16 protein-coding genes, 1 pseudogene and 1 other annotated feature are annotated in these 20,161 nt (G+C 27.9%); all 17 genes and pseudogenes read left to right on the top strand.

The window, feature by feature from the left end:
• The first annotated feature begins 181 nt into the window (after nt 1-181).
• Nucleotides 182-1,897: an ABC transporter substrate-binding protein gene (locus NSA50_RS09225; RefSeq protein ID WP_257444595.1), complete on the top strand. Its 1,716-nt coding sequence runs from the start codon at nt 182-184 to the stop codon at nt 1,895-1,897.
• Between the two features lie 30 nt (nt 1,898-1,927).
• A complete protein-coding gene (locus tag NSA50_RS09220; protein WP_195262888.1) occupies nt 1,928-2,917 on the top strand; it encodes an ABC transporter permease in 990 nt (329 codons plus the stop codon).
• Between the two features lie 26 nt (nt 2,918-2,943).
• On the top strand, nt 2,944-3,900 hold the full coding sequence (locus NSA50_RS09215; RefSeq protein WP_195431221.1) for an ABC transporter permease: 957 nt from the start codon (nt 2,944-2,946) through the stop codon (nt 3,898-3,900).
• On the top strand, nt 3,900-4,877 hold the full coding sequence (locus tag NSA50_RS09210) for an ABC transporter ATP-binding protein (protein ID WP_195263009.1): 978 nt from the start codon (nt 3,900-3,902) through the stop codon (nt 4,875-4,877). The genes NSA50_RS09215 and NSA50_RS09210 overlap by 1 nt, the downstream gene beginning before the upstream one ends.
• 3 nt (nt 4,878-4,880) lie before the next feature.
• Complete coding sequence (locus NSA50_RS09205; RefSeq protein WP_257444591.1) at nt 4,881-5,876, top strand: ABC transporter ATP-binding protein; 996 nt, start codon at nt 4,881-4,883, stop codon at nt 5,874-5,876.
• A gap of 333 nt (nt 5,877-6,209) precedes the next feature.
• Entirely contained in the window at nt 6,210-7,721 is a 1,512-nt protein-coding gene (locus NSA50_RS09200) for a response regulator transcription factor (RefSeq protein ID WP_195431227.1), read from the top strand.
• A 283-nt stretch (nt 7,722-8,004) separates the two neighbouring features.
• Nucleotides 8,005-10,776, top strand: coding sequence for a glycoside hydrolase family 3 protein (locus NSA50_RS09195; protein WP_257444589.1), 2,772 nt, complete (start codon nt 8,005-8,007; stop codon nt 10,774-10,776).
• Between the two features lie 240 nt (nt 10,777-11,016).
• Nucleotides 11,017-11,934, top strand: coding sequence for a ParA family protein (locus tag NSA50_RS09190; RefSeq protein ID WP_257444587.1), 918 nt, complete (start codon nt 11,017-11,019; stop codon nt 11,932-11,934).
• Nucleotide 11,935: 1 nt separating this feature from the next.
• A complete protein-coding gene (locus NSA50_RS09185) occupies nt 11,936-12,310 on the top strand; it encodes a hypothetical protein (RefSeq protein WP_257444585.1) in 375 nt (124 codons plus the stop codon).
• A 462-nt stretch (nt 12,311-12,772) separates the two neighbouring features.
• Nucleotides 12,773-14,191, top strand: coding sequence for a Sau3AI family type II restriction endonuclease (locus tag NSA50_RS09180; RefSeq protein ID WP_257444582.1), 1,419 nt, complete (start codon nt 12,773-12,775; stop codon nt 14,189-14,191).
• Nucleotides 14,192-14,214: 23 nt separating this feature from the next.
• Entirely contained in the window at nt 14,215-15,336 is a 1,122-nt protein-coding gene (locus NSA50_RS09175; protein ID WP_257444580.1) for a PDDEXK family nuclease, read from the top strand.
• 168 nt (nt 15,337-15,504) lie between these two features.
• On the top strand, nt 15,505-16,740 hold the full coding sequence (gene dcm / locus NSA50_RS09170; protein WP_257444578.1) for a DNA (cytosine-5-)-methyltransferase: 1,236 nt from the start codon (nt 15,505-15,507) through the stop codon (nt 16,738-16,740).
• A gap of 264 nt (nt 16,741-17,004) precedes the next feature.
• Nucleotides 17,005-17,328 (top strand): annotated as a pseudogene (locus tag NSA50_RS09165) (DUF3427 domain-containing protein); the annotation flags it as partial.
• Nucleotides 17,329-17,396: 68 nt separating this feature from the next.
• On the top strand, nt 17,397-17,789 hold the full coding sequence (gene mutT / locus NSA50_RS09160; protein ID WP_257444576.1) for an 8-oxo-dGTP diphosphatase MutT: 393 nt from the start codon (nt 17,397-17,399) through the stop codon (nt 17,787-17,789).
• Nucleotides 17,790-17,940: 151 nt separating this feature from the next.
• Nucleotides 17,941-18,108 (top strand): hypothetical protein, encoded by a 168-nt coding sequence (locus NSA50_RS09155; protein WP_257444575.1) that lies wholly within the window; start codon nt 17,941-17,943, stop codon nt 18,106-18,108.
• Between the two features lie 213 nt (nt 18,109-18,321).
• Nucleotides 18,322-18,861, top strand: a complete 540-nt coding sequence (locus NSA50_RS09150) for a DUF6994 family protein (RefSeq protein ID WP_195262900.1) — start codon at nt 18,322-18,324, stop codon at nt 18,859-18,861.
• 242 nt (nt 18,862-19,103) lie between these two features.
• Nucleotides 19,104-19,376, top strand: a binding site (T-box leader).
• Nucleotides 19,377-19,521: 145 nt separating this feature from the next.
• Complete coding sequence (locus NSA50_RS09145) at nt 19,522-20,148, top strand: class I SAM-dependent methyltransferase (protein ID WP_195262901.1); 627 nt, start codon at nt 19,522-19,524, stop codon at nt 20,146-20,148.
• Nucleotides 20,149-20,161: the final 13 nt, after the last annotated feature.

Here is a 20,161-nt window from a genome sequence, read left to right as displayed (position 1 = left end):
TAGAATCTATATAGGAAAATATCTAGAATCTCTAGGGTGTTTTTATAAATAGTTTTGATATAAAATTTATCATAGTAGTACCTCTTGAAAACGATTTAAAACGAATTCAATGTAAAGGTATACTGATAAATTGTTAAATATCATAAAAGTTAATTACAAAAATATTTAGGGGGATGAGAGTATGAAAGTCAAAAAAATCATTAGCCTTATTTGTACAGTGGTTGTTGCTACAGGACTATTAATAGGCTGTAAATCAAGTGGAGGAGATAATGGCAAAGGTGGAGAAAATGAAAAACCAGTAGTATTAACAACTTTAGCGGAATCTTCACAAGGATGGGTAAGAAACTTTAATCCATACAATAAGCCAACTCAATTTATTCAAGGATTTATGTACGAGCCATTAGTTATTTTTGATGCAAATAATGGTGGAAAAGAAGTAATGTGGTTAGCTGAAGATATTAAAAGTGAAGAAGATAACAAAACTCTTATAGTAAAATTAAGAAAAGATGTTAAGTGGAGTGATGGAGAAGACTTCAATGCTGATGACGTTGTATTCACATACACTTATTCAAAAGATAAACCAGAGATAGATACAAGTGGTAATTGGAACGGAGATAATCCAAAGTTACAATCAGTTGAAAAGGTAGATGATTATACAGTTAAAATTGTAGTTTCAAAGCCTAATGTGTTTAATAGAAAAGATATATTTACACAAACTTGGATGGTTCCAGAGCATATATTCTCTAAAATTTCAGATCCAGCAACAGCAGTAGTAGAAAATCCAGTTGTTACAGGATCTTTCTCAGAAGTTAAAGATTTCACTCCTGAAATGGTTGTTTTGGGAAGAAACAAAAATTATTGGAAGGCTGATGATTTAAAAGTAGATGAATTAAGAATACCACAATTTGATGGAAATGATGCTGCCTTAGCATTATTAGAAGAAGGAAATATTGACTGGGCTTATATTATGATTCCAGATATTGAAAACACTTATGTAAAAGGTGATGCTCATAAAAAATATTGGTACGGCAAAAATGATGGTTTAAGATTAAGCTTTAACTATATGACTAAAAATGAAAATAATAAGAAAGCTTTTGAATCAGTAGATTTTAGAAAAGCTGTATCTTTAGCAACTGATAGAAAAACTATTAATGATTCTGCAGCATTTGGTTACTTAAGTGATGAGGTACCATCAGTTACTGGATTACCATCAATGTTGTCATCTTATATAAATAAAGAAGCAAAAGCACTTTCAGATCCATATACTAAATTTGATTTAACTGAAGCAGAAAAAATTCTTGATAAAGCAGGTTTTGTAGATAAAGATGGAGATAAATTCAGAGAAAATCCAGATGGAACTCCAATTAAATTTGAAATAATTTCACCAGCAGGTTGGGCAGATTGGAACGCAGGAGCACAAATAGTTGCAGAAGATTTACAAAAAATTGGTATAAATGCTACAAATGCACCTAAAGAGCTTGGAGTTGTTACTGAAGCATGGGGAACTGGTGACTTTGATATGTTGTATACAGCTTATGGACAAAATACAAATATATGGAAGCATTACTTTGATACAATTGGTGATCAATCAAGATTCTTAACAAGTACTTGGTGGTCAACTTGTCAAAATAATTATAAAAATGATGAAATGACAGCTTTAATAGAAGAGTTACCAATAGCAACTGAAGAAAGACAAGCTGAAATAATTGAAACAATTGAAAAATTCTTTGCTGAAAATATGATTAGTGTACCAATATTATTCAATGGTAAGTGGAATGTTTATAGTGATGCTAGATTTACAGGTTGGACAACAGAAGAAGGCAAAGGTCCAGACCCAGCTAACTGCATACATGACTCTAAAATACTACAATTAATGGAATTAGAGCCAGTAAAATAAATTATTAATTAATATTAGAGGAGGAGAAAGATGAAATATATTTTAAAACGATTATGGTTTTATTTTATGGCATTTATTGGAGCATTTACGCTAAACTTCTTTCTTCCTCGTCTTATGCCAGGAGACCCAGTCCAAATGAGATTAGGAGAGCTTGCACAACAAGGTGGTAAAGTAGATCCAGCCACTATACAAGCTATTGAAAAAATGTTTGGAATTAATAGCAATGAGCCTTTAATAGTAACTTATTTTAGAAACTTTGTTGATATATTAAAAGGTGATTGGGGAGTTTCCTTTACAAATAACCTATATCCTGTTACTGAGGTAATAAAAAGACCATTAGGATGGACAATATTTTTATGTGGAACAGCATTAATATTATCATTTATTATTAATACGGCTTTAGGTATATTTGTTGCATGGAGAAGAGGAAGTAGATTAGATACAACGTTAACAGTTGGTGGACAAATTATGGCAAATATTCCTGCTGTAATTATTGCATTAACTCTAAGTTATACATTGGCTTATACTGGAGTTTTCCCTAAGGGGTATGCAGTAACTCCATTATTATATGCCAAAGGTTTTGAATATATTAAGGATGTTTCCTATCATGCCTTCTTGCCAGTAACTGCTATTATTTTAAGTGGTTTTGGTGGAATAATGGGTATGAGGGCTAATATGATAAATCAATTAGGTGAAGATTATATAGTGATGGGAGTTGCAAAAGGCGTTCCTGATAAAAAGATTATGTTTAAATACTGTGCAAGAAATGCTATGTTACCAGTAGTAACTTCATTTGCAATGTCAGTTGGATTTTTACTTGGTGGGCAACTACTTATTGAGAATATATTTAACTATCCAGGATTAGGAAAGTTAATGATTCAGGCTATTAATGGTAGAGACTATCCATTAATGCAGGGTATTTTACTTATGACTACTATTTTGATGCTGTCAGCTAATTTTATTGCAGATATGAGTGTTTTTCTTCTTGATCCAAGAATTAGAAGACAATCAGGAGAATAATTATAAGGAAGGTATGAGGTTGCAATATGGTAAAGAAATTATTTAATTCTAAAATAGTTAATTTTTTGAAGGAGTCTCCTAAAACTACTGTTGGAGTGGTTTTAATATTTATTGTATTAATATTAACTCTTGGAGCGAACTTATTTACACCATATGAACCTATGCAAACATTTGATGGATTATGGCGTGTAGCTCCATCATCTGACCATATTCTTGGAACCACACAAGCAGGTAAAGATGTATGGGCTCAAACTTTATATGGTGGAAGAGTATCCATATCAGTTGGAATTTTTGCAGGGGCAATTGCGGTTGTTTTAAGTTTAATAGTTGGAATTACTGCAGGTTATTTTGGTGGGGTAGTAGATAATAGTATCACAACTACAATAAATATAATTATGGTTATTCCACAAACAGTATTACTATTAATAATAGCTTCAATGATAGGGAAAATTTCTCCACTAGCAATTGGAATTATTATAGGTGTTACTTCTTGGCCTTGGGGAGCTCGTGTTTATAGAGCACAAACTATGAGTTTAAGAAATAGAGAGTTTGTGAAATCGGCTGAAACTTTAGGGGAATCTAAAATTCGTATATTATTTGTTGAAATAATGCCTAATATGTTATCCATGATAACTTCAGGCTTTATAGGAACTGTAATATACGCTATTATGGCACAGTCTTTTATTGAATTTATAGGTTTTGGAGATAGAATGTCAGTAACCTGGGGACAAATGTTAAATAATGCCCAAAGTACTGGTGCTTTAAATAGTGGTGTATGGTGGGAGATACTTGGACCAAGTGTATTTGTAATATTATTTGGAGCTGGACTCACACTAATTAATTTCTCTATTGATGAGGTATCTAATCCAAAATTAAGAGCTCAAAGGATTATGAGAAAATACTATAAAGAAAAGAAGAATCAAGAAATATTATTAAAGAAAGGGTTCTCAGGAATTACTACTTGTGAAGGAGGGCTTAAGTGATGGGAGCAATACTTGAGGTTGAAAATCTTTGTGTTGATTATATAACAGAAAGAGGACATATAAGAGCAGTAGATAATGTAAGTTTTGTTATTGAAGAAGGAAAAAGTTTAGGACTTGCAGGAGAATCAGGTTGTGGTAAAAGTACTATTGCCTATTCATTAATGAGATTGCATAGACCTCCAGCACTTATCACTGGTGGAAAAATAAAAATGGATGGAAAAGATATTTTATCCTTATCAGAAAATCAATTGCAAGATTTTAGATGGAATAAAATAAGTATGGTGTTCCAATCAGCTATGAACTGTTTAAATCCAGTAGTTACTCTTGAAAATCAGTTTTTTGAACTTTATAAAACCCATGGAATAACTAAAAATAAGAAAAAAGCAAGAAAGATGGCAGAAGAGCTTCTAGAAGTGGTAGGAATTCCAGCTAATCGTTTAGGAGATTATCCACATCAATTTTCAGGTGGAATGAGACAGCGTGCTGTAATTGCTATGGCATTGGCTTTAAAACCAAGGCTTCTTATATTAGATGAACCTACTACAGCATTAGACACCGTAGTTCAAAGAGAAATACTACAAAAAATATATGAGTTAAAGGAAAAATTTAATTTTTCAATTTTATTTATTACTCATGATATTAGTTTAATGATGGAATTCTGTGATACAGTAGCAATAATGTATGCAGGGGAAATTGTTGAACAAGCATCTTCAAAGAAGATATTAAAGAATCCACAACATCCATATGCTTATGGATTAAAGAATTCATTCCCTTCATTGCAAGGTGAAATAGAATACATGGAAGGAATTCCTGGTTCACCATTAAATTTAAGTTGTATTCCTAAAGGATGTAGATTCCAAGACAGATGTTTTAAAGCAACTAAAATATGCTTTGAAGAAGAACCAAAAAGAAGTTCAAAAGATGATGAATTCTTCTTCTGTCACAATCCATTAGAATTGGTAAAGGAGATAGGATAAGATATGGAAGAACAAGAATTAGTAAAACCAATATTTAGTGTAAAAAATGTTACAATGGATTTTAAAGTTGCTAAAAAAAGCTTCTTTTCAAAGAAAAGTACTATCCGTGCTTTAAATGATATATCTTTTGATTTATATCCTGGAGAGTCTTTAGCAATAGTTGGAGAATCAGGTTGTGGAAAGTCTACATTATGTAGAATTGCAATGAAATTCTATGAACCAAGTTCTGGAAAAATGTTTTTTGAAAAGGAAAATATTCATGAATTAAAAGGTGAAAAGTTTAAAAATTATAGACAAAAGGCTCAAATGATTTTCCAAGATCCTTTTTCATCTTTAAATCCATTACACAATATATATTATCATCTTAAAAGGCCTTTAGAGCTTTATCATCCTTCTGATGAAGAGACAATGTATAAAAAGATGGATGAATATCTAACAATGGTTGGATTAACTCCACCTAAGGATCAAGGTGAAAAATTTCCACATCAACTTTCTGGTGGGCAAAAGCAAAGAGCTTATATTGCAAGAGTACTAGCAGTGGGAGCTGATGTGATTTTTGCAGATGAACCGACTTCAATGCTTGATGTATCCATAAGACTTGGAGTTTTAAACTTATTAAATAAACTAAAAAAAGAAATGAAAAAATCTTTTGTATATATTACTCATGATATTGCTACAGCAAGATATTTTGCAGATAGAATAATAGTATTATATGCGGGGCATATGGTTGAATGGGGAGATGTAGATAAAGTAATTTGCAATCCAAAGCATCCATATACTAGGCTTCTTGTAGCAGCAGCTCCAGATCCTGAAAGAGAAGGAGTGATTGATTTACCAGTTATAAGAGATAAAGATACAGAAATAAGACAGTGGACTCCTGAAAGTAAGGGATGCCCATTTAGAACTAGATGTCCAGAAGCAAAGGAAATTTGCGCAAGTGAATGTCCAGAAGCTAGAGAAGTGGAGCCTGGACAATTTATTAGATGTATCCATGGTTAGTTTTGAAAATGGTTTCTTATTATATTGTTTTTTTATTTAACTGTAAAATTATTAAAGTAAAAATAAATTATTATATAAAGTATAATTTTCTTATGAAATTTTTTTTGTTAGAATAAAAATTATTTTCCATAAATCCTAGAGGATAGACTCTGGGATTTATTTATTAGCAAAATAGCTTACACTAATTATTTAGAAAAGTAATTGAATATTTTTATATAATTTATATTTTATGGTAATATTGGATGTTATATAATATTAATATGTAAGATAATGAGATAGGTTTTATGAGCAAAGGTGTTATTATTTTACCAGCAATAAGAGGGGGAGAATAAGATGCTAAAGGTACTTATAGCAGATGATGAACCATATGTAAGAAAAGAATTAAAAAATATTATTAACTGGAATGAATGTGGATTTACTATATGTGGAGAAGGTACTGATGGTTATGATACTTATGAAAAGATTTGTGATTTAAAGCCAGATTTAATATTAATGGATATAAAAATGTATGGAAAATCAGGCTTAGATATTATAAGAGATGTAAAGAAAAAAGGGTTTTTAGGAAAATTTATAATAGTAAGTGAGTATTCTGAATTTAATTACGTAAAAAATGCTATGAGATATGGAGCAAAATCTTATTTATTAAAGCCAATAGATAAAGATGAGCTACTTGAGGTAGTTAATGAAGTAAGAAAAGAAATTTTTTATAAAATAAATATAAATACAAATATTGGAAGAAAACTTGAATTGATAAAAGAATACGCTTTAGTAAGGCTCTGCTTAAATAATTATTTAGAAGAAGCAAGGGAAATCTTAAATTCTATAAATAATAAAAGCTTATATGTAGCATTAATATCTAATGATAAAAATAAATTTGATAATGATGATATAATTGATTTAAAAGAGTCAGTTGAAGAAAATTTAAGTGGCAATAATACTAATGTTTTTAGAGTTAAAAATAGAGTTGCAATAATATTTTATGACAAAAGTATTGAATCGATTTATTCATTATTAAAAAAAATGAAAATACAAATTGAAAAAGAGATGAAAGAAAATCTTTTTATTACAATAGGAGAAGAAGTTAGTAATATTAATAAAATTAATTATTCATATGAAAGTGCTAAAGAGTTAATGAATAAGAAGTATTTATACCTTAATCAAGGCATTATTTATAAGGATAAGATAAAAAATACTATTAATACCTCAATTACTGAAGAACAAATAATTAATAATTTATATAGCTATATAGAAATAGGTGAAGTAGAGGAGATAAAGAAAAGCTTTTTATTACTAGAAAAAATTATATTAGAAAAGAATTATAAAGAAGAACAAATAAAGGCTTTACTAACTACTTACTATATTCAATTAAAAGATAATATTATATCAAACTATAATGTAAAAGAACCATTAGATATGGATAATAAAATAATTATTGAAGAAATCTATAGTAAGAATAGCTTAAATGAAGTTATTAAGTTTTTAATAGATAAATTTTTAAATATTTCAAAATATGTAGCAAGTAACTTTAAGGGTAAAGGTATTAAAAGAATAATCAAATATGTAGATAATAAATATTATAGAGATTTAAAATTAGAGGATTTAGCAGAAATATTTAATTATAACAGCTCTTACTTAGGCAAATTATTTAAAGATACTACAGGTAAAAATTTTAATACTTATTTAGATAATGTGAGAATAGAACAAGCTAAAAAATTACTTATTGAGGATAATTTGAAGGTATATGAAGTATGTGAAAAGGTAGGTTATAAAAATATTGATTATTTTTATTATAAATTTAAAAAGTATGTAGGTATAAGTCCTTTAAATTATAAGAAGATAAAGTAACTACAACAATGCCGAAATATTTATATAATAAATTACAAGAATCAGTTTGAATATCATGTTTTATCGTTTAATACTAGTTTGAATAATTAAACCATTAGGTTGTAAAATGTTTTATTTAATCGTTTACTATATATTGTGAACTATGTGAAAAATAATATGAAAATGTGAGAAGTTATATAAAGAATGGGAGGTGTAATTTGAAATTAAAGTAAATTAAGATTATAGGTATGAAATTATATAATATGTAAAAAGTTAATTTAAATAAAAGTTAATGGAGGATAATATGGGAGAATATACATTGGATTTAGAAAAGTATGCAAGTATTATAAGGCAGGTAGCAGCAGAAAGTTGTGTTTTATTAAAAAATGATGAGAAGGCACTTCCACTTCGAGATAATGATAAGATAGCTGTATTTGGAAGGAGTGCTTTTAATTATTATAAAAGTGGATTAGGTTCAGGTGGCCTTGTAAATACAAGGTATGTAGTTAGTATTTTAGATGCTTTAAGAGAAAATAAAAAGACTATTTTAGATGAGGAATTAGTGAAAGTATATGAAGAATGGATTAAAGAAAATCCTTATGATGAAGGTGAGGGATGGGGAAAGGTACCTTGGTCTCAAAAAGAAATGAAGCTTGAGGATTCAGTAGTACAATCTGCTTCTGATGCGGATATTGCATTAGTTATAATAGGACGTACTGCAGGCGAAGACCAAGATAGTAAAAATGAACATGGAAGTTATCTTTTAACTGAAGATGAAGAAATTATGATTGAAAAAGTTACTAAGACATTTAAAAGAACAGCTGTAATTTTAAATGTTGGTAATATTATAGATATGAAATGGGTAGAGAAATATAATCCTTCTTCTGTTCTTTATGTATGGCAAGGAGGGCAAGAAGGCGGTAACGGTGTTGTTGATGTTTTAATAGGAAAAGTAAATCCATCTGGAAAATTAACAGATACTATTGCCAAGAATATAGAAGATTATCCATCAACTGAAAATTTTGGGGATATGGAAAGAAATTATTATAAAGAAGATATTTATGTAGGATATCGTTATTTTGAAACTTTTGCAAAGGATAAAGTAATCTATCCTTTTGGATATGGACTATCTTATACTAATTTTAATATTGAAGGAAAAATTAAAAGTGTAACAAGTAAAGAAGTAATTGTTGAAGCTAATGTAACTAATATAGGAAATATATCAGGAAAAGAAGTTGTACAAGTATATATAGAAGCTCCACAAGGAAAACTTGGAAAAGCTTCAAGATCACTTGTTGGATTTACAAAAACTAATGTAATTAATCCATTAGAAAATGAAAAGGTAGAAATAAAAATTCCTAAATATTATCTTGCTTCTTATGATGATAATGGAATAACTGGATATAAGTCATGCTATGTTCTTGAAGAAGGTTGTTACAAGGTTTATATCGGTTCAGATGTTAGAAGTGCCAATATTTCTGGAGAATATAATGAAAAATTTACTCTAGTAGAAAAGCTAGAAGAAGCATGTGCACCTACAGCTTCATTTGAACGTTTCAAATCAACTGTTAATGAAGATGGTAATTACAAAATTATAATGGAAGATGTGATCACAAGAACTATAAATCCATATAAAAGAATGGAAGAAAGATACAAAGATGAGATAGCTTATACTGGTGACAAAGGCTATAAGCTTGGAGATGTATTTGATAAAAAGGTAGATATAGATGATTTCGTTGCGCAATTAAGTGATGATGATTTAATTCATATGTTTAGAGGCGAGGGGATGTGTAGTCCTAAAGTCACACCAGGAACAGCAGCAGCTTTTGGTGGAGTTACAGAGAATTTAAGAAATTTTGGAATACCAGTTGCATGTTGTGCAGATGGACCTTCAGGAATACGTATGGATTGTGGAACTAAAGCATGTTCATTGCCAAATGGAACAGCTCTAGGTTGTACATTTAATATATCATTAGTAGAAGAACTTTATAAAATGACAGGAAAAGAGCTAAGAAAAAACAAGATAGATTCTCTTTTAGGTCCAGGAATGAATATCCATAGAAATCCATTAAATGGACGTAATTTTGAATATATTTCAGAAGATCCATTATTAACAGGAAAAATAAGTTTAGCTCAAGTAATTGGAATGCAATCACAAGGCATTGCCCCAACAATTAAGCATTTTTGTGCTAATAACCAAGAAGTGTCTAGACACTTTGCAGATTCAGTAGTATCAGAGAGAGCACTTCGTGAAATTTATTTAAAAGGATTTGAAATAGTTGTTAAAGAAGGTAACGCACGTTCTGTTATGACTAGTTATGGACCAGTAAATGGTATTTGGACTGCTGGAAATTATGACTTATGTACAACAATTCTTAGAAAAGAATGGGGCTTTGATGGCATAGTAATGTCAGATTGGTGGGCAAATGCAAATACAGAAGGTGAGAAATCAATAAAAGAAAATAAGGCTCCAATGGTAGCAGCACAAAATGATTTATATATGTGCGTGGGAGATTCAAAATCAAATCCTGAAAATGATAATGTTAAAGAAAAGTTAGAAACTGGAGAACTAAAAAGAAGTGACTTACAAAGAAATGCAAAAAATATTTTAAACTTTATAATGAAATCACCATCAATTTTACATGAATTAAATCTTATTAGTGAAGAGGAATTAAATGAAATTAATCAAAAAGATGAAGATGATTCTCATATAGAAAATATAGTTTATTATAAAGCAGATAAAAATACTAATAATATTGTTATTGATGGAAAGATACTTAAAAATAAAAAAGGTAATTCAGAGATTTTTGGTATTACTGTTAATGAATACGGTATATACGATATTTCAATAAAAATGAAATCAGATTTAGGATCACTTGCACAATTACCATTATCTGTGTATTATGACAATGCTTTAAAATCAACTATTACTATTAGAGGAACTGAAGGTGAATTTGTTACAGAAACTAGGCCTTTAGGCTTTGTTTTTGGAACGAATCATTACATTAAATTATATTTTGGAGCAAATGGTTTAGAGATAGATAAGATTATGATTACTCTTAAAGTAACAAATTAAAAAATGGATTATGTCTAGGTGTATTAGTGAGATACTAAGTATATCACTTGATAGAAACATTTAAATGAACAAGCAAAAAAATATACGGAATTTTAAAGAATAAGCTAGTAACTAGGTTTGAATAGGTATTAGCTTATTTTTATTTAGAGTAATATAAATGAGTTTTTTAAATAGTTCATGGATTAATTAAAAATTACAATAGTATATATAGAAAGTGAGTATGTAAAAGGGGAAATTATTTTGAAAGTCATTTCTATTGTAAATTACAAAGGAGGAGTAGGCAAAAGTACAGTTGTATCTAATTTAGGAGCTTTACTAGCTTTAGAAGGATATAAAGTATTATTAGTTGATTTAGATCCACAAGCCAGTTTAACATTTTCTTATATAGATGTTGAGGTTTGGAAAAAGGCTTATAAAAAAGATAAAACCATAAAAACTTTCTTTAATACATTAATTAATAACAATAAAGATAACATAAAGAATTATATTACTAAAGATCTAAAAGCTAATGATATTATTATAAAAAATGGAGGACAATCTATAGGGTTACTTCCATCTAGTACTGATTTATATGAGATACAGATAGATTTAGCTCGTACTATAAAAGGTCCTTGGAGAAGAAATCTTACAAAGAATCGACTAAATTGCATATCAAGACTGAAGAATGAAATAATGACTATTGATGGAGAGTATGATTTTGTATTATTAGATTGCCAACCAAGTTTTGATTTAATAACACAAAATGCAATTTATGCTTCGGATTATTATTTGATACCAACAAAGTTAGATTACCTATCTACAGTAGGCGCACCTACACTATATGAGCATATTGAAAAGTTAAGAGATGAAGTTTCAAAAGGTATAGATGAGTTTGATCTTAGAGAATTTAATAAGATGGATGTTAAAAATTTAGGATTACTACCAACTATGGTTAAGATAATAAGTGGTAAACCTAAGAGTTTGCATTATCAGTATCTCCAAGAGGTTAAGAAAATTAAAGGAGTTAAAGCCTTCAATAGTAGTATTAGAAGCAACGATAATGAAATAGATAATAGCACTTCAATTCCTTTTGTTTTAAATAACATTAATAAAAAGAAATCCAATATAGATATTGATTTTGAAGAATTTAAAAATGAGTTTTTAAGAGAGGTAAAATAATATGAATAAGAAAGAAATACTTTTATTAAGTAAGTTAGCTTTTGATTTTATATTAAAACTTAAAGACGAAGATTTAAATTCATTAATCAAAGGAGAAAAGAAAATAACTTTAATAGATAATAAAAAGAATCTAAAAGGTAAGAAAATAAATAACAAAGAAGAAAAGGTAGAAGAAGTAATAGATAAGGTATATTCCTATTCAAATAAAGATGAAGCATTAGAATATTTAAATAAATTTAACGTAATAGATTTAAAGAAAATAGCTAATCAAGCAAATGTATACATTAAGAGTAGAAATAAGAAAAGTGAAATTATAGATAGAATTGTAGAAGGAACAATTGGAGCCAAGATAAAAATGGGCATATTACAATACTAAATTATAAGATATTATGCCCGGGGATATTAGTGGGGGAGTAAGTATCCCACTTGCTAAAAATATTAAATAATATCTTCATCACTGACATTATTAAATGAAGTAACAATTTCACTCAATAATTGATTTAATTCAGATTGTGTATTAAAAATTTATAAACTATAACGAAATAAAGAATAGTAAAATTTATATATACCTCTTTTACTTTTAGAAAATATATAGATATTATATCATATTTTTATAAGTTGACTTATAATTAAAGGTATTAAAAGACCTTTTAGGAAAAAAGTATATAAGACTGATTTTAATTATTTAGAAGTAGTTGAAACTTAAATCTACAATTAATAAGTTTATTCACTATCTTTTAATATCTTATATGAATGAATTTAGTAATGTATAAATATATTGATTAGAATTAAATTTTTGATATTAATTATATGAATATAACATGAAGGAGTGGGGATTTTGGGGAATGAGTATGATAAAGAAAATAAAGAATCAATAGAGGCATATGCTAGAAGATTACTTAATAAAAGTCTAAGTAATATAAATAAAAATATAGATGAGAATAAACTTAATGATGAAAAGTCTAAAGGTAGATTAGGACAAACTATAGAAGAAGAATATTTTGGATATAAGGTTAATAGCAGGCAAGAAGCTGATTTTAGTGAAGTTGGTGTAGAATTAAAGGTTTGTCCGTTAAAATCCATAACTAAGAAAGAAAATTCTAATAGTATAAGAGAACAACTTGGATATTCAGCAAAGGAAAGAATTGTTCTTAGTATTATTGATTATTTTAAATTGAATGAAGAAACATGGCAAAATAATTCAATAATGAAAAAATGTAAAGAACTTCTTTTAATGTTTTATATGAATGAGAAATACGCTAAAAAAGAAGATTTAATATTTAAAATTATTAGCTTATGGAGTCCCTCAGAAAAAGATTTGAAAATTATAGAAAGGGATTGGAATATAATAGCTGATAAAGTTAGGAATGGTAGAGCACATGAAATTTCTGAAGGTGATACCATGTATCTTGGTGCATGTACTAAAGGGAGCACAGCAGAAAAGAGTAAAAGGCGACAACCTAATTCAGAAATTATGGCTCAACAAAGAGCATTTTCTTATAAAAGACAATATGTTGATTATATTATAGATGAATTATTGGAAAGAGAGCGGCTTAGAGAAGTAAAGCTTTTAAATCCATTATCAGATGAAAAATTTTTATTTGATGAAAAAATATATAAATTATTTAATCAACTTTTAAATAAAAGCATTTCTGAAATTATTAATATATATTCAATAAATAGGGAAAGAAAAGCTAAAAATTTTATAAGACTCATAGTAGATGATGTTTGTAAAGTTACTTTTGGAGACAAGCTTGAAAATTTTGAAGAGTTTAAAAAGGCAAATATAGAGGTGAAAACTATTTTGCTAAAACCTAATGGCATGCCAAAGGAATCAATGTCTTTTGAGCAAATTAATTACTGTGAAATAGTTGGAGAAGAATGGGAAGAATCTACAATACGAAATAAATTTGAAAATAAAAAATACTTATGGATAATTTTTAAGAGTAAAATTAATTTCGAAAAACAATCAGAATTAACCTTAGATAATATTTATCTTTATAAAGTAATGTTTTGGAATATGCCTATATCTGATTTAGATGGTAGTATGTATAGGGTTTGGTTAGATACTATAAATAAAATAAAACAATGTGAATATGAAAAGTTTATTAAGATAAGTGATGGAGAAATAGCTCATATAAGACCAAAAGCACGTAACTCAAGTGATTTAATTATTACACCACAAGGTATGAGAGCAAGAAAGAAATGCTTTTGGTTAAATGCTAAATATATAAAAAATCAAATAGATAAATCTTAAAGTAAGTAAATGGAGAAGAAAAAATGGCAGGATATATAATGAGTATGGATAATGAGGACTCGTTAAAAGAGTGTATAATAAATGGAATATATAGTACAAATTTAAGCGACCCTATTAATAATAAATGGAAGCTACATCATGAGGGAACTTTTGCAGACTATTTTGGAATGAAACCTGGAGATAATATATATTTTTTCATTAAAAGAAAAATATATGGAATTGGAGAATTAGTAAAAGTAAAATATGATTGCAAGTACTGGAATTATATTGATGCAGGTAGGCCTCAAAATTATGAGTATAATGAAATAAAAAATAGCATGATTATGAATAAAGAGAAAAATATTAAAAATAGATGTTTTTGTATTTTTAAGCCATATCCTAAATTTTTCACTAATGGTATTGATATGGATGAGGTTTTGGCCTCAAACCCAATTAAATTTAAGTCATTAAGAGCATTTTGGAAGTTATCTTTTATAAAGGTAGATGAAGATGAAAATAAAGCACTTAGAGATATTATCTTAAAAAGAAACGAAGAGTTTATTTATGAAGATGGAAATTCATTTGAATATAATTTAAATTTTAGAAATGAATTATCAGATAAACTAGATGAAAGATATATTATGAACTCAGAGCCTCTATTGCTAAATTCATATAATAGAGATAGAATAAAACATGAAATGGCTATAGAAGCAGCATTAATAGATATCATAAGTAATAATAATTGTAATATATTTGGCTCTTGGGATTATATATCACATCAAGTTATAGCATCTCCATTTAAAGCAATAGATTATATGGATAAAATGGATTTATTCGGATTTAAGTATATAGAGGGATTTGATACAATTTCTAAATATTTGGTTGTAGAAATAAAAAAAGACGAAGCAACAAAAGATACAATAAATCAAATAATGAAATATGTTGATTGGATTAATGGAGAGTATTCTTTTGGAGATTATGGTATGATTCAAGCTTTTATTGTTTCATATGATTTTAGTGAAGATGTAATTAAGTATAAAAATGAAATATGTATAAGAAACTATATAAAAGGAAAAAGGCCAACTGTAGCGAGTACTTGGAGTTATGTAAGATTAATAAAATATAGATTCAATGATAATAAACTTCAATTTTATGAAGTGGAATAATATATTTATTGTAGATAACTTTTAATTTAGGTATTATTAAGTTATCTACTTTTTTGTTATTTTAATATAAGTAAATATATAAAAATATTTCTTGAATAAGATAAGGAAATATGATAAATATATATAGAACGATCGTTTGTATAGGTAGTAAATTAGGAGGTTATCAATATGAAACATACAATTTGTGAATTATTTGCTGGGGTAGGTGGATTTAGAGTTGGTCTTGAGAAAAGTTCATCAGATTGGAAAACGGTTTGGGCAAATCAATGGGAACCCAGTAAAAAAGTTCAACATGCCTTTGAGTGTTATAAAAGTCATTTTGAAGCCTCTGGTGGCATAGATGAGTATAGTAATGTAGATATATCTCAAGTTCCAGCGGAACATATTCCAAATCATACATTATTGGTAGGTGGTTTTCCATGTCAAGACTATTCAGTTGCAAGCACTGGAGCTCGTGGAATACAAGGGAAAAAAGGAGTACTTTGGTGGGAGATTGAAAGAATATTGAGTGTAAAGAAGCCGCCGTTCATATTATTAGAGAATGTAGATAGATTACTAAAATCACCATCAAGTCAACGTGGAAGAGATTTTGGAATTATTATTAGTTGCTTAGCAAAATTAGGATATTCTGTTGAGTGGAGAGTAATAAATGCGGCTGAATATGGTTTTCAACAAAGAAGAAGACGTACATTTATTTTCGCAGTACATAACACAACTAAATATTATATGGAATTAGAAGCACAAAGTGAATATGAACAAATTCAAGATAAGGGTTTTTTTAGTTCAATATTTAGTGTGGAAAAATTCTCTAAAGAAAGTATTAGAAGCATAAATATAAAGAATAATTATAATTTAGATATACTTGATATTTCTAATGACTTTTCATTTGAGTTTGGAAATTCTGGAGTGTATAAGAATGGAACAATTTATACAATAGATACCAATCCTAATGCTTTATTAACAGGGTATCAAATAACTTTAAATGAGATTTTAGAAAAGAATGTGGATGAAAAATATATTTTATCTGAAGATGATTTAGAAAAGTGGACTTATATGAAAGGAGCTAAAGCTATTGAAAGAACCTCTAAAAGTGGGCATAAGTATATATTTAGAGAAGGTGGAATAGCGTTTCCAGATTTAATAGATAAGCCAGCAAGAACAATGCTGACAAGTGAGGGAAGTAAAAATAGAAGCACACATGTTGTTAAAGATATTTCTACAGGTAAGTTAAGAATATTAGCACCTGTTGAATGTGAAAGAATAAATGGATTTCCAGATGATTGGACTAATACAGGGATGACACATTCATTTAGATACTTTTGTATGGGAAATGCGTTAGTTGTAAATTTAATAGAGCATATGGGCAAAAAATTACATAGTATAATAGAAAATGAAGATATATAACTAAATATTAATATAAAAATAAATTTTGAGTAATTTTTAATAATATAGAGCTGCATGGATAATGTAGCTTTTTATTATTATATAAAGTAATAGAAGGGAATAATAAATAGAATTTTATACAAGAATGCTAAATTTAAATAGAATTTTTAAAGTTAAACAAGAAATAAAATAGAATTTAAGTAGTTTTTACAGGGAAAAAATATAGGCAAAGTATATAACAAGGAGAATTCATATATAAAATTTATTCAAAGGAAAAGATTAATAAGTGATAAAGACTTTTCACCTTCAACATTATATGAGGATTATGCTATAAATGAAAAATTATTTCATTGGCAAACTCAGTCAAGGACTTCAGTTGAAAGTACAACAGGACAAAGATATATTAATCACTTAAAAACAAAAAATAAAATAGCTCTATTTGTTAGAGAGTATAAATCAAAAGATGGTCTAACATCTCCATTCACATATTTAGGAACTTGTGAATATAGAAGCCATACTGGAAATAAACCAATAAGCTTTGTATGGGAATTAGATGAAGAAATTCCTCCTAAGTTAATTAATAAAGCAAATAAATCAATTATTATTTAAGTAATAAATGTAGTTACCTCATTTAAAAATGTGGTAACTACAAAACTATTTAGAAAAGGAATCAAGATATGAAAGTAATAGAAGTTGTTGCAGCAATAATAAAAAAGGAAGATAGGATATTTATAACTCGTAGGAGCTATGGAGAGTTTGCAGATATGTGGGAATTCCCTGGTGGAAAGATAGAAAGTGGAGAATCACAAGAAGAAGCATTAAAACGAGAAATTAAGGAAGAGCTAGAATTAGATATTAACAACTTAGAACATCTTACAACAATAGAGTATGATTATCCTACTTTTCATTTAACAATGTATTGTTTTATTTGTGAAATATGTGGCGGTACATTGAATTTAAATGCACATAATGATGCAAAGTGGGTATCAATAAATGAATTACCATTATATAAGTGGGTTCCTGCAGATATTGACGTAGTTCAGGAATTATTAAGAAGTTACTATAAATAAATTTAATATTAATAACGAAAACATAGCATATTTATTTTTCCCCCTAAGTAATATTTATTAATTAGATATTTTAGGGGGAATAATTTTTCGAAAATAAAGTTTATAACATATGATTAAATTTTGATTTATGACCAATAATTAATAATGATATATGAATTTTATGGAAGAAGGCGAATCCAAAATGGATGTAGTAAATCAAAAGGAATGTATTAAGTTAATAAGGATTTTTATTGATGAAAAATTAGAAGGCGATATTGAAAAAATTAAAGATTTTAACTTTAATGAATTAAGAGAAGATAAAAAATATGGATGTACATAATATAATAAAAATAAAGGATTTGATGCAGATGATACAATTTTAGCAAGAGCTATTTATTGTGTTGTTTGGGGGGATGTTTTACCAGATATAAATTTTAATGATATTGGTACAGGAAAAAATTATAGAGGAGACATAATAAATTCATTTAATACTTTATTTAGCAGAAATTTAAATAAGAAACTAAGTAATATTAGGAATAATAATTATACGGCATTGGAAATAGGAAATGAAAATAAAAGTTTTATAGTAGAAGATGAAAAATTAAAGGAAAAAATAATTGAATTTCATAAGCTTTATAGAACTATAGGGAATATGGCTCTACTACCTAATAAGAGCAATAAGAATAATAATATAAATCAATATAGAGGTGTCAGGTGGAAAGATTACTTTGATAAGTTTCTTTTAGAATTACGATTATATTTTTTATCAGATTATAGTAATAATAAAGGATTTAAGGAATTATTAAATTGTAATAGTTTTTATTTTAATAGATTTGAAAAAAGTGAAAGAGGATTTTTAGAATTTTGTAAGTTAAATTTTTTAGATTATTATATTAATAATGAAATTAGTTTTGGAGTTAATGATGTCAATAGAGGATTAATATATCCAGGGTGGCAAATGTCAAGCTTTTGGAGCAAAAATGAAAATAACTATAATAAGTTTGCAGAGAGGTATATTGAAAAATCATCTGAAATTATTAGGTATAGGAGCAATATTATATTAAATAAGTTAGAGGAAAAAGTTTATTTATAATTATGAAATAGCATTAATAAAAATTATACAAGGTAGTTTTATTTATTTAAAGATATGAACTGTTACTCTTCGAAGCATTACCAGTTTTATTTTGGTATGCTTTGAAGAGTTTTTTGTGCTTACAGAATGGTATAAATGAAGGCTATAATAAAAATAAAAAATTTAGAAAAATATTATTTTTGGTACACATTTTACAGTTGTGTGATATAATAGTATTATAAAACAAAGTAATCCGATAGGAATTATCGGCTAGGACGAGAAGAGTAAGTTAATGAAAGCTTTCAGAGAGAAACCTCCCTGGGTGTAAGAGGTTTTAAGTGGATATTAATTGAAGTGCATCTCTGAGCTCTGAATCGAAATTATAGTAGACTTCAGCGGGAACGCCCGTTAAAGCGTTGAGGTATATTTGTACCAATAGATTAAGATGTCTTATGGCAGTCGCACAATTTAAAATGAATAATGCGATAGCTTAGATAATTAGAGTGGAACCGCGGAAGTTTACTTCTGCCTCTAAGTTTTTAGAGGCAGAAGTTTTTTTATTTAGGAGCAAGTTAGTTAGGTGTTGTTTAAAAATCTGACTTAACTAGTATGACAATAGGTAAGTTAAATAAATTTTATAGAAAAATTGAAATTATTATTAATTAAAAATGGAGGGGTATTATGAATTCTGTACAATATTTTGATTCCATAGCTGAAAATTGGAATGTTATACGAAGTGATTATTTTGAAGAAAGGCTAAAATATAAACTTTTATCAATAACTAATATAAAGGATAAAGTTGTAGCTGATTTAGGGTGCGGGACAGGCTTTGTTTCTTTGGCATTAGCAAATGAAGCAAGTATAGTATTTTCTGTAGATAATTCAAGCAATATGCTTAAGCAATTAAAGATTAATGCATCTGATAAAAATTATAAAAACTTGTATCTTATTAAATCTTCACTTGATAATTTAACACTTTTTGATGAATCTGTAGATGCTATTTTTATAAATATGGCACTTCATCATATAAAGGATGCAAAAAAGGCTATATCAGAAATGCATAGAGTATTAAAAAAAGATGGGATAGTAATTATATCTGATGTTATGGAGCATGATGGGGAATGGGCTAGAGAAGAAATGTTTGATGAGTGGCTTGGATTTTCAAATGAGCAAATAAAAAATTGGCTAGAAGAAGCAGGCTTTAATAATATACAAATAGAAAATACAGATTTAAGCTGCAAAGGTTATTCAAGCAAGGGAGAATATACTGAAACAGGAATCTTTATAGCAAGAGCAACTAGAAAATAATAGGGGGTAATTA

Origin of the sequence: Clostridium mucosae (assembly GCF_024622765.1) — a bacterium.
In the GTDB taxonomy this organism is placed as follows: domain Bacteria; phylum Bacillota; class Clostridia; order Clostridiales; family Clostridiaceae; genus Clostridium.
Note: the sequence above shows the minus strand (reverse complement) of the source record. Positions and strands in the feature narration are given on the sequence as shown.

Bases quoted from the DNA above. Each gene is read 5' to 3' on its own strand.
- NSA50_RS09225 (WP_257444595.1), top strand. From the start codon at position 182: ATGAAAGTCAAAAAAATCATTAGCCTTATTTGTACAGTGGTTGTTGCT.
- NSA50_RS09220 (WP_195262888.1), top strand. From the start codon at position 1,928: ATGAAATATATTTTAAAACGATTATGGTTTTATTTTATGGCATTTATT.
- NSA50_RS09215 (WP_195431221.1), top strand. From the start codon at position 2,944: ATGGTAAAGAAATTATTTAATTCTAAAATAGTTAATTTTTTGAAGGAG.
- NSA50_RS09210 (WP_195263009.1), top strand. From the start codon at position 3,900: ATGGGAGCAATACTTGAGGTTGAAAATCTTTGTGTTGATTATATAACA.
- NSA50_RS09205 (WP_257444591.1), top strand. From the start codon at position 4,881: ATGGAAGAACAAGAATTAGTAAAACCAATATTTAGTGTAAAAAATGTT.
- NSA50_RS09200 (WP_195431227.1), top strand. From the start codon at position 6,210: ATGCTAAAGGTACTTATAGCAGATGATGAACCATATGTAAGAAAAGAA.
- NSA50_RS09195 (WP_257444589.1), top strand. From the start codon at position 8,005: ATGGGAGAATATACATTGGATTTAGAAAAGTATGCAAGTATTATAAGG.
- NSA50_RS09185 (WP_257444585.1), top strand. From the start codon at position 11,936: ATGAATAAGAAAGAAATACTTTTATTAAGTAAGTTAGCTTTTGATTTT.
- NSA50_RS09175 (WP_257444580.1), top strand. From the start codon at position 14,215: ATGGCAGGATATATAATGAGTATGGATAATGAGGACTCGTTAAAAGAG.
- dcm (WP_257444578.1), top strand. From the start codon at position 15,505: ATGAAACATACAATTTGTGAATTATTTGCTGGGGTAGGTGGATTTAGA.
- mutT (WP_257444576.1), top strand. From the start codon at position 17,397: ATGAAAGTAATAGAAGTTGTTGCAGCAATAATAAAAAAGGAAGATAGG.
- NSA50_RS09155 (WP_257444575.1), top strand. From the start codon at position 17,941: ATGAATTTTATGGAAGAAGGCGAATCCAAAATGGATGTAGTAAATCAA.
- NSA50_RS09145 (WP_195262901.1), top strand. From the start codon at position 19,522: ATGAATTCTGTACAATATTTTGATTCCATAGCTGAAAATTGGAATGTT.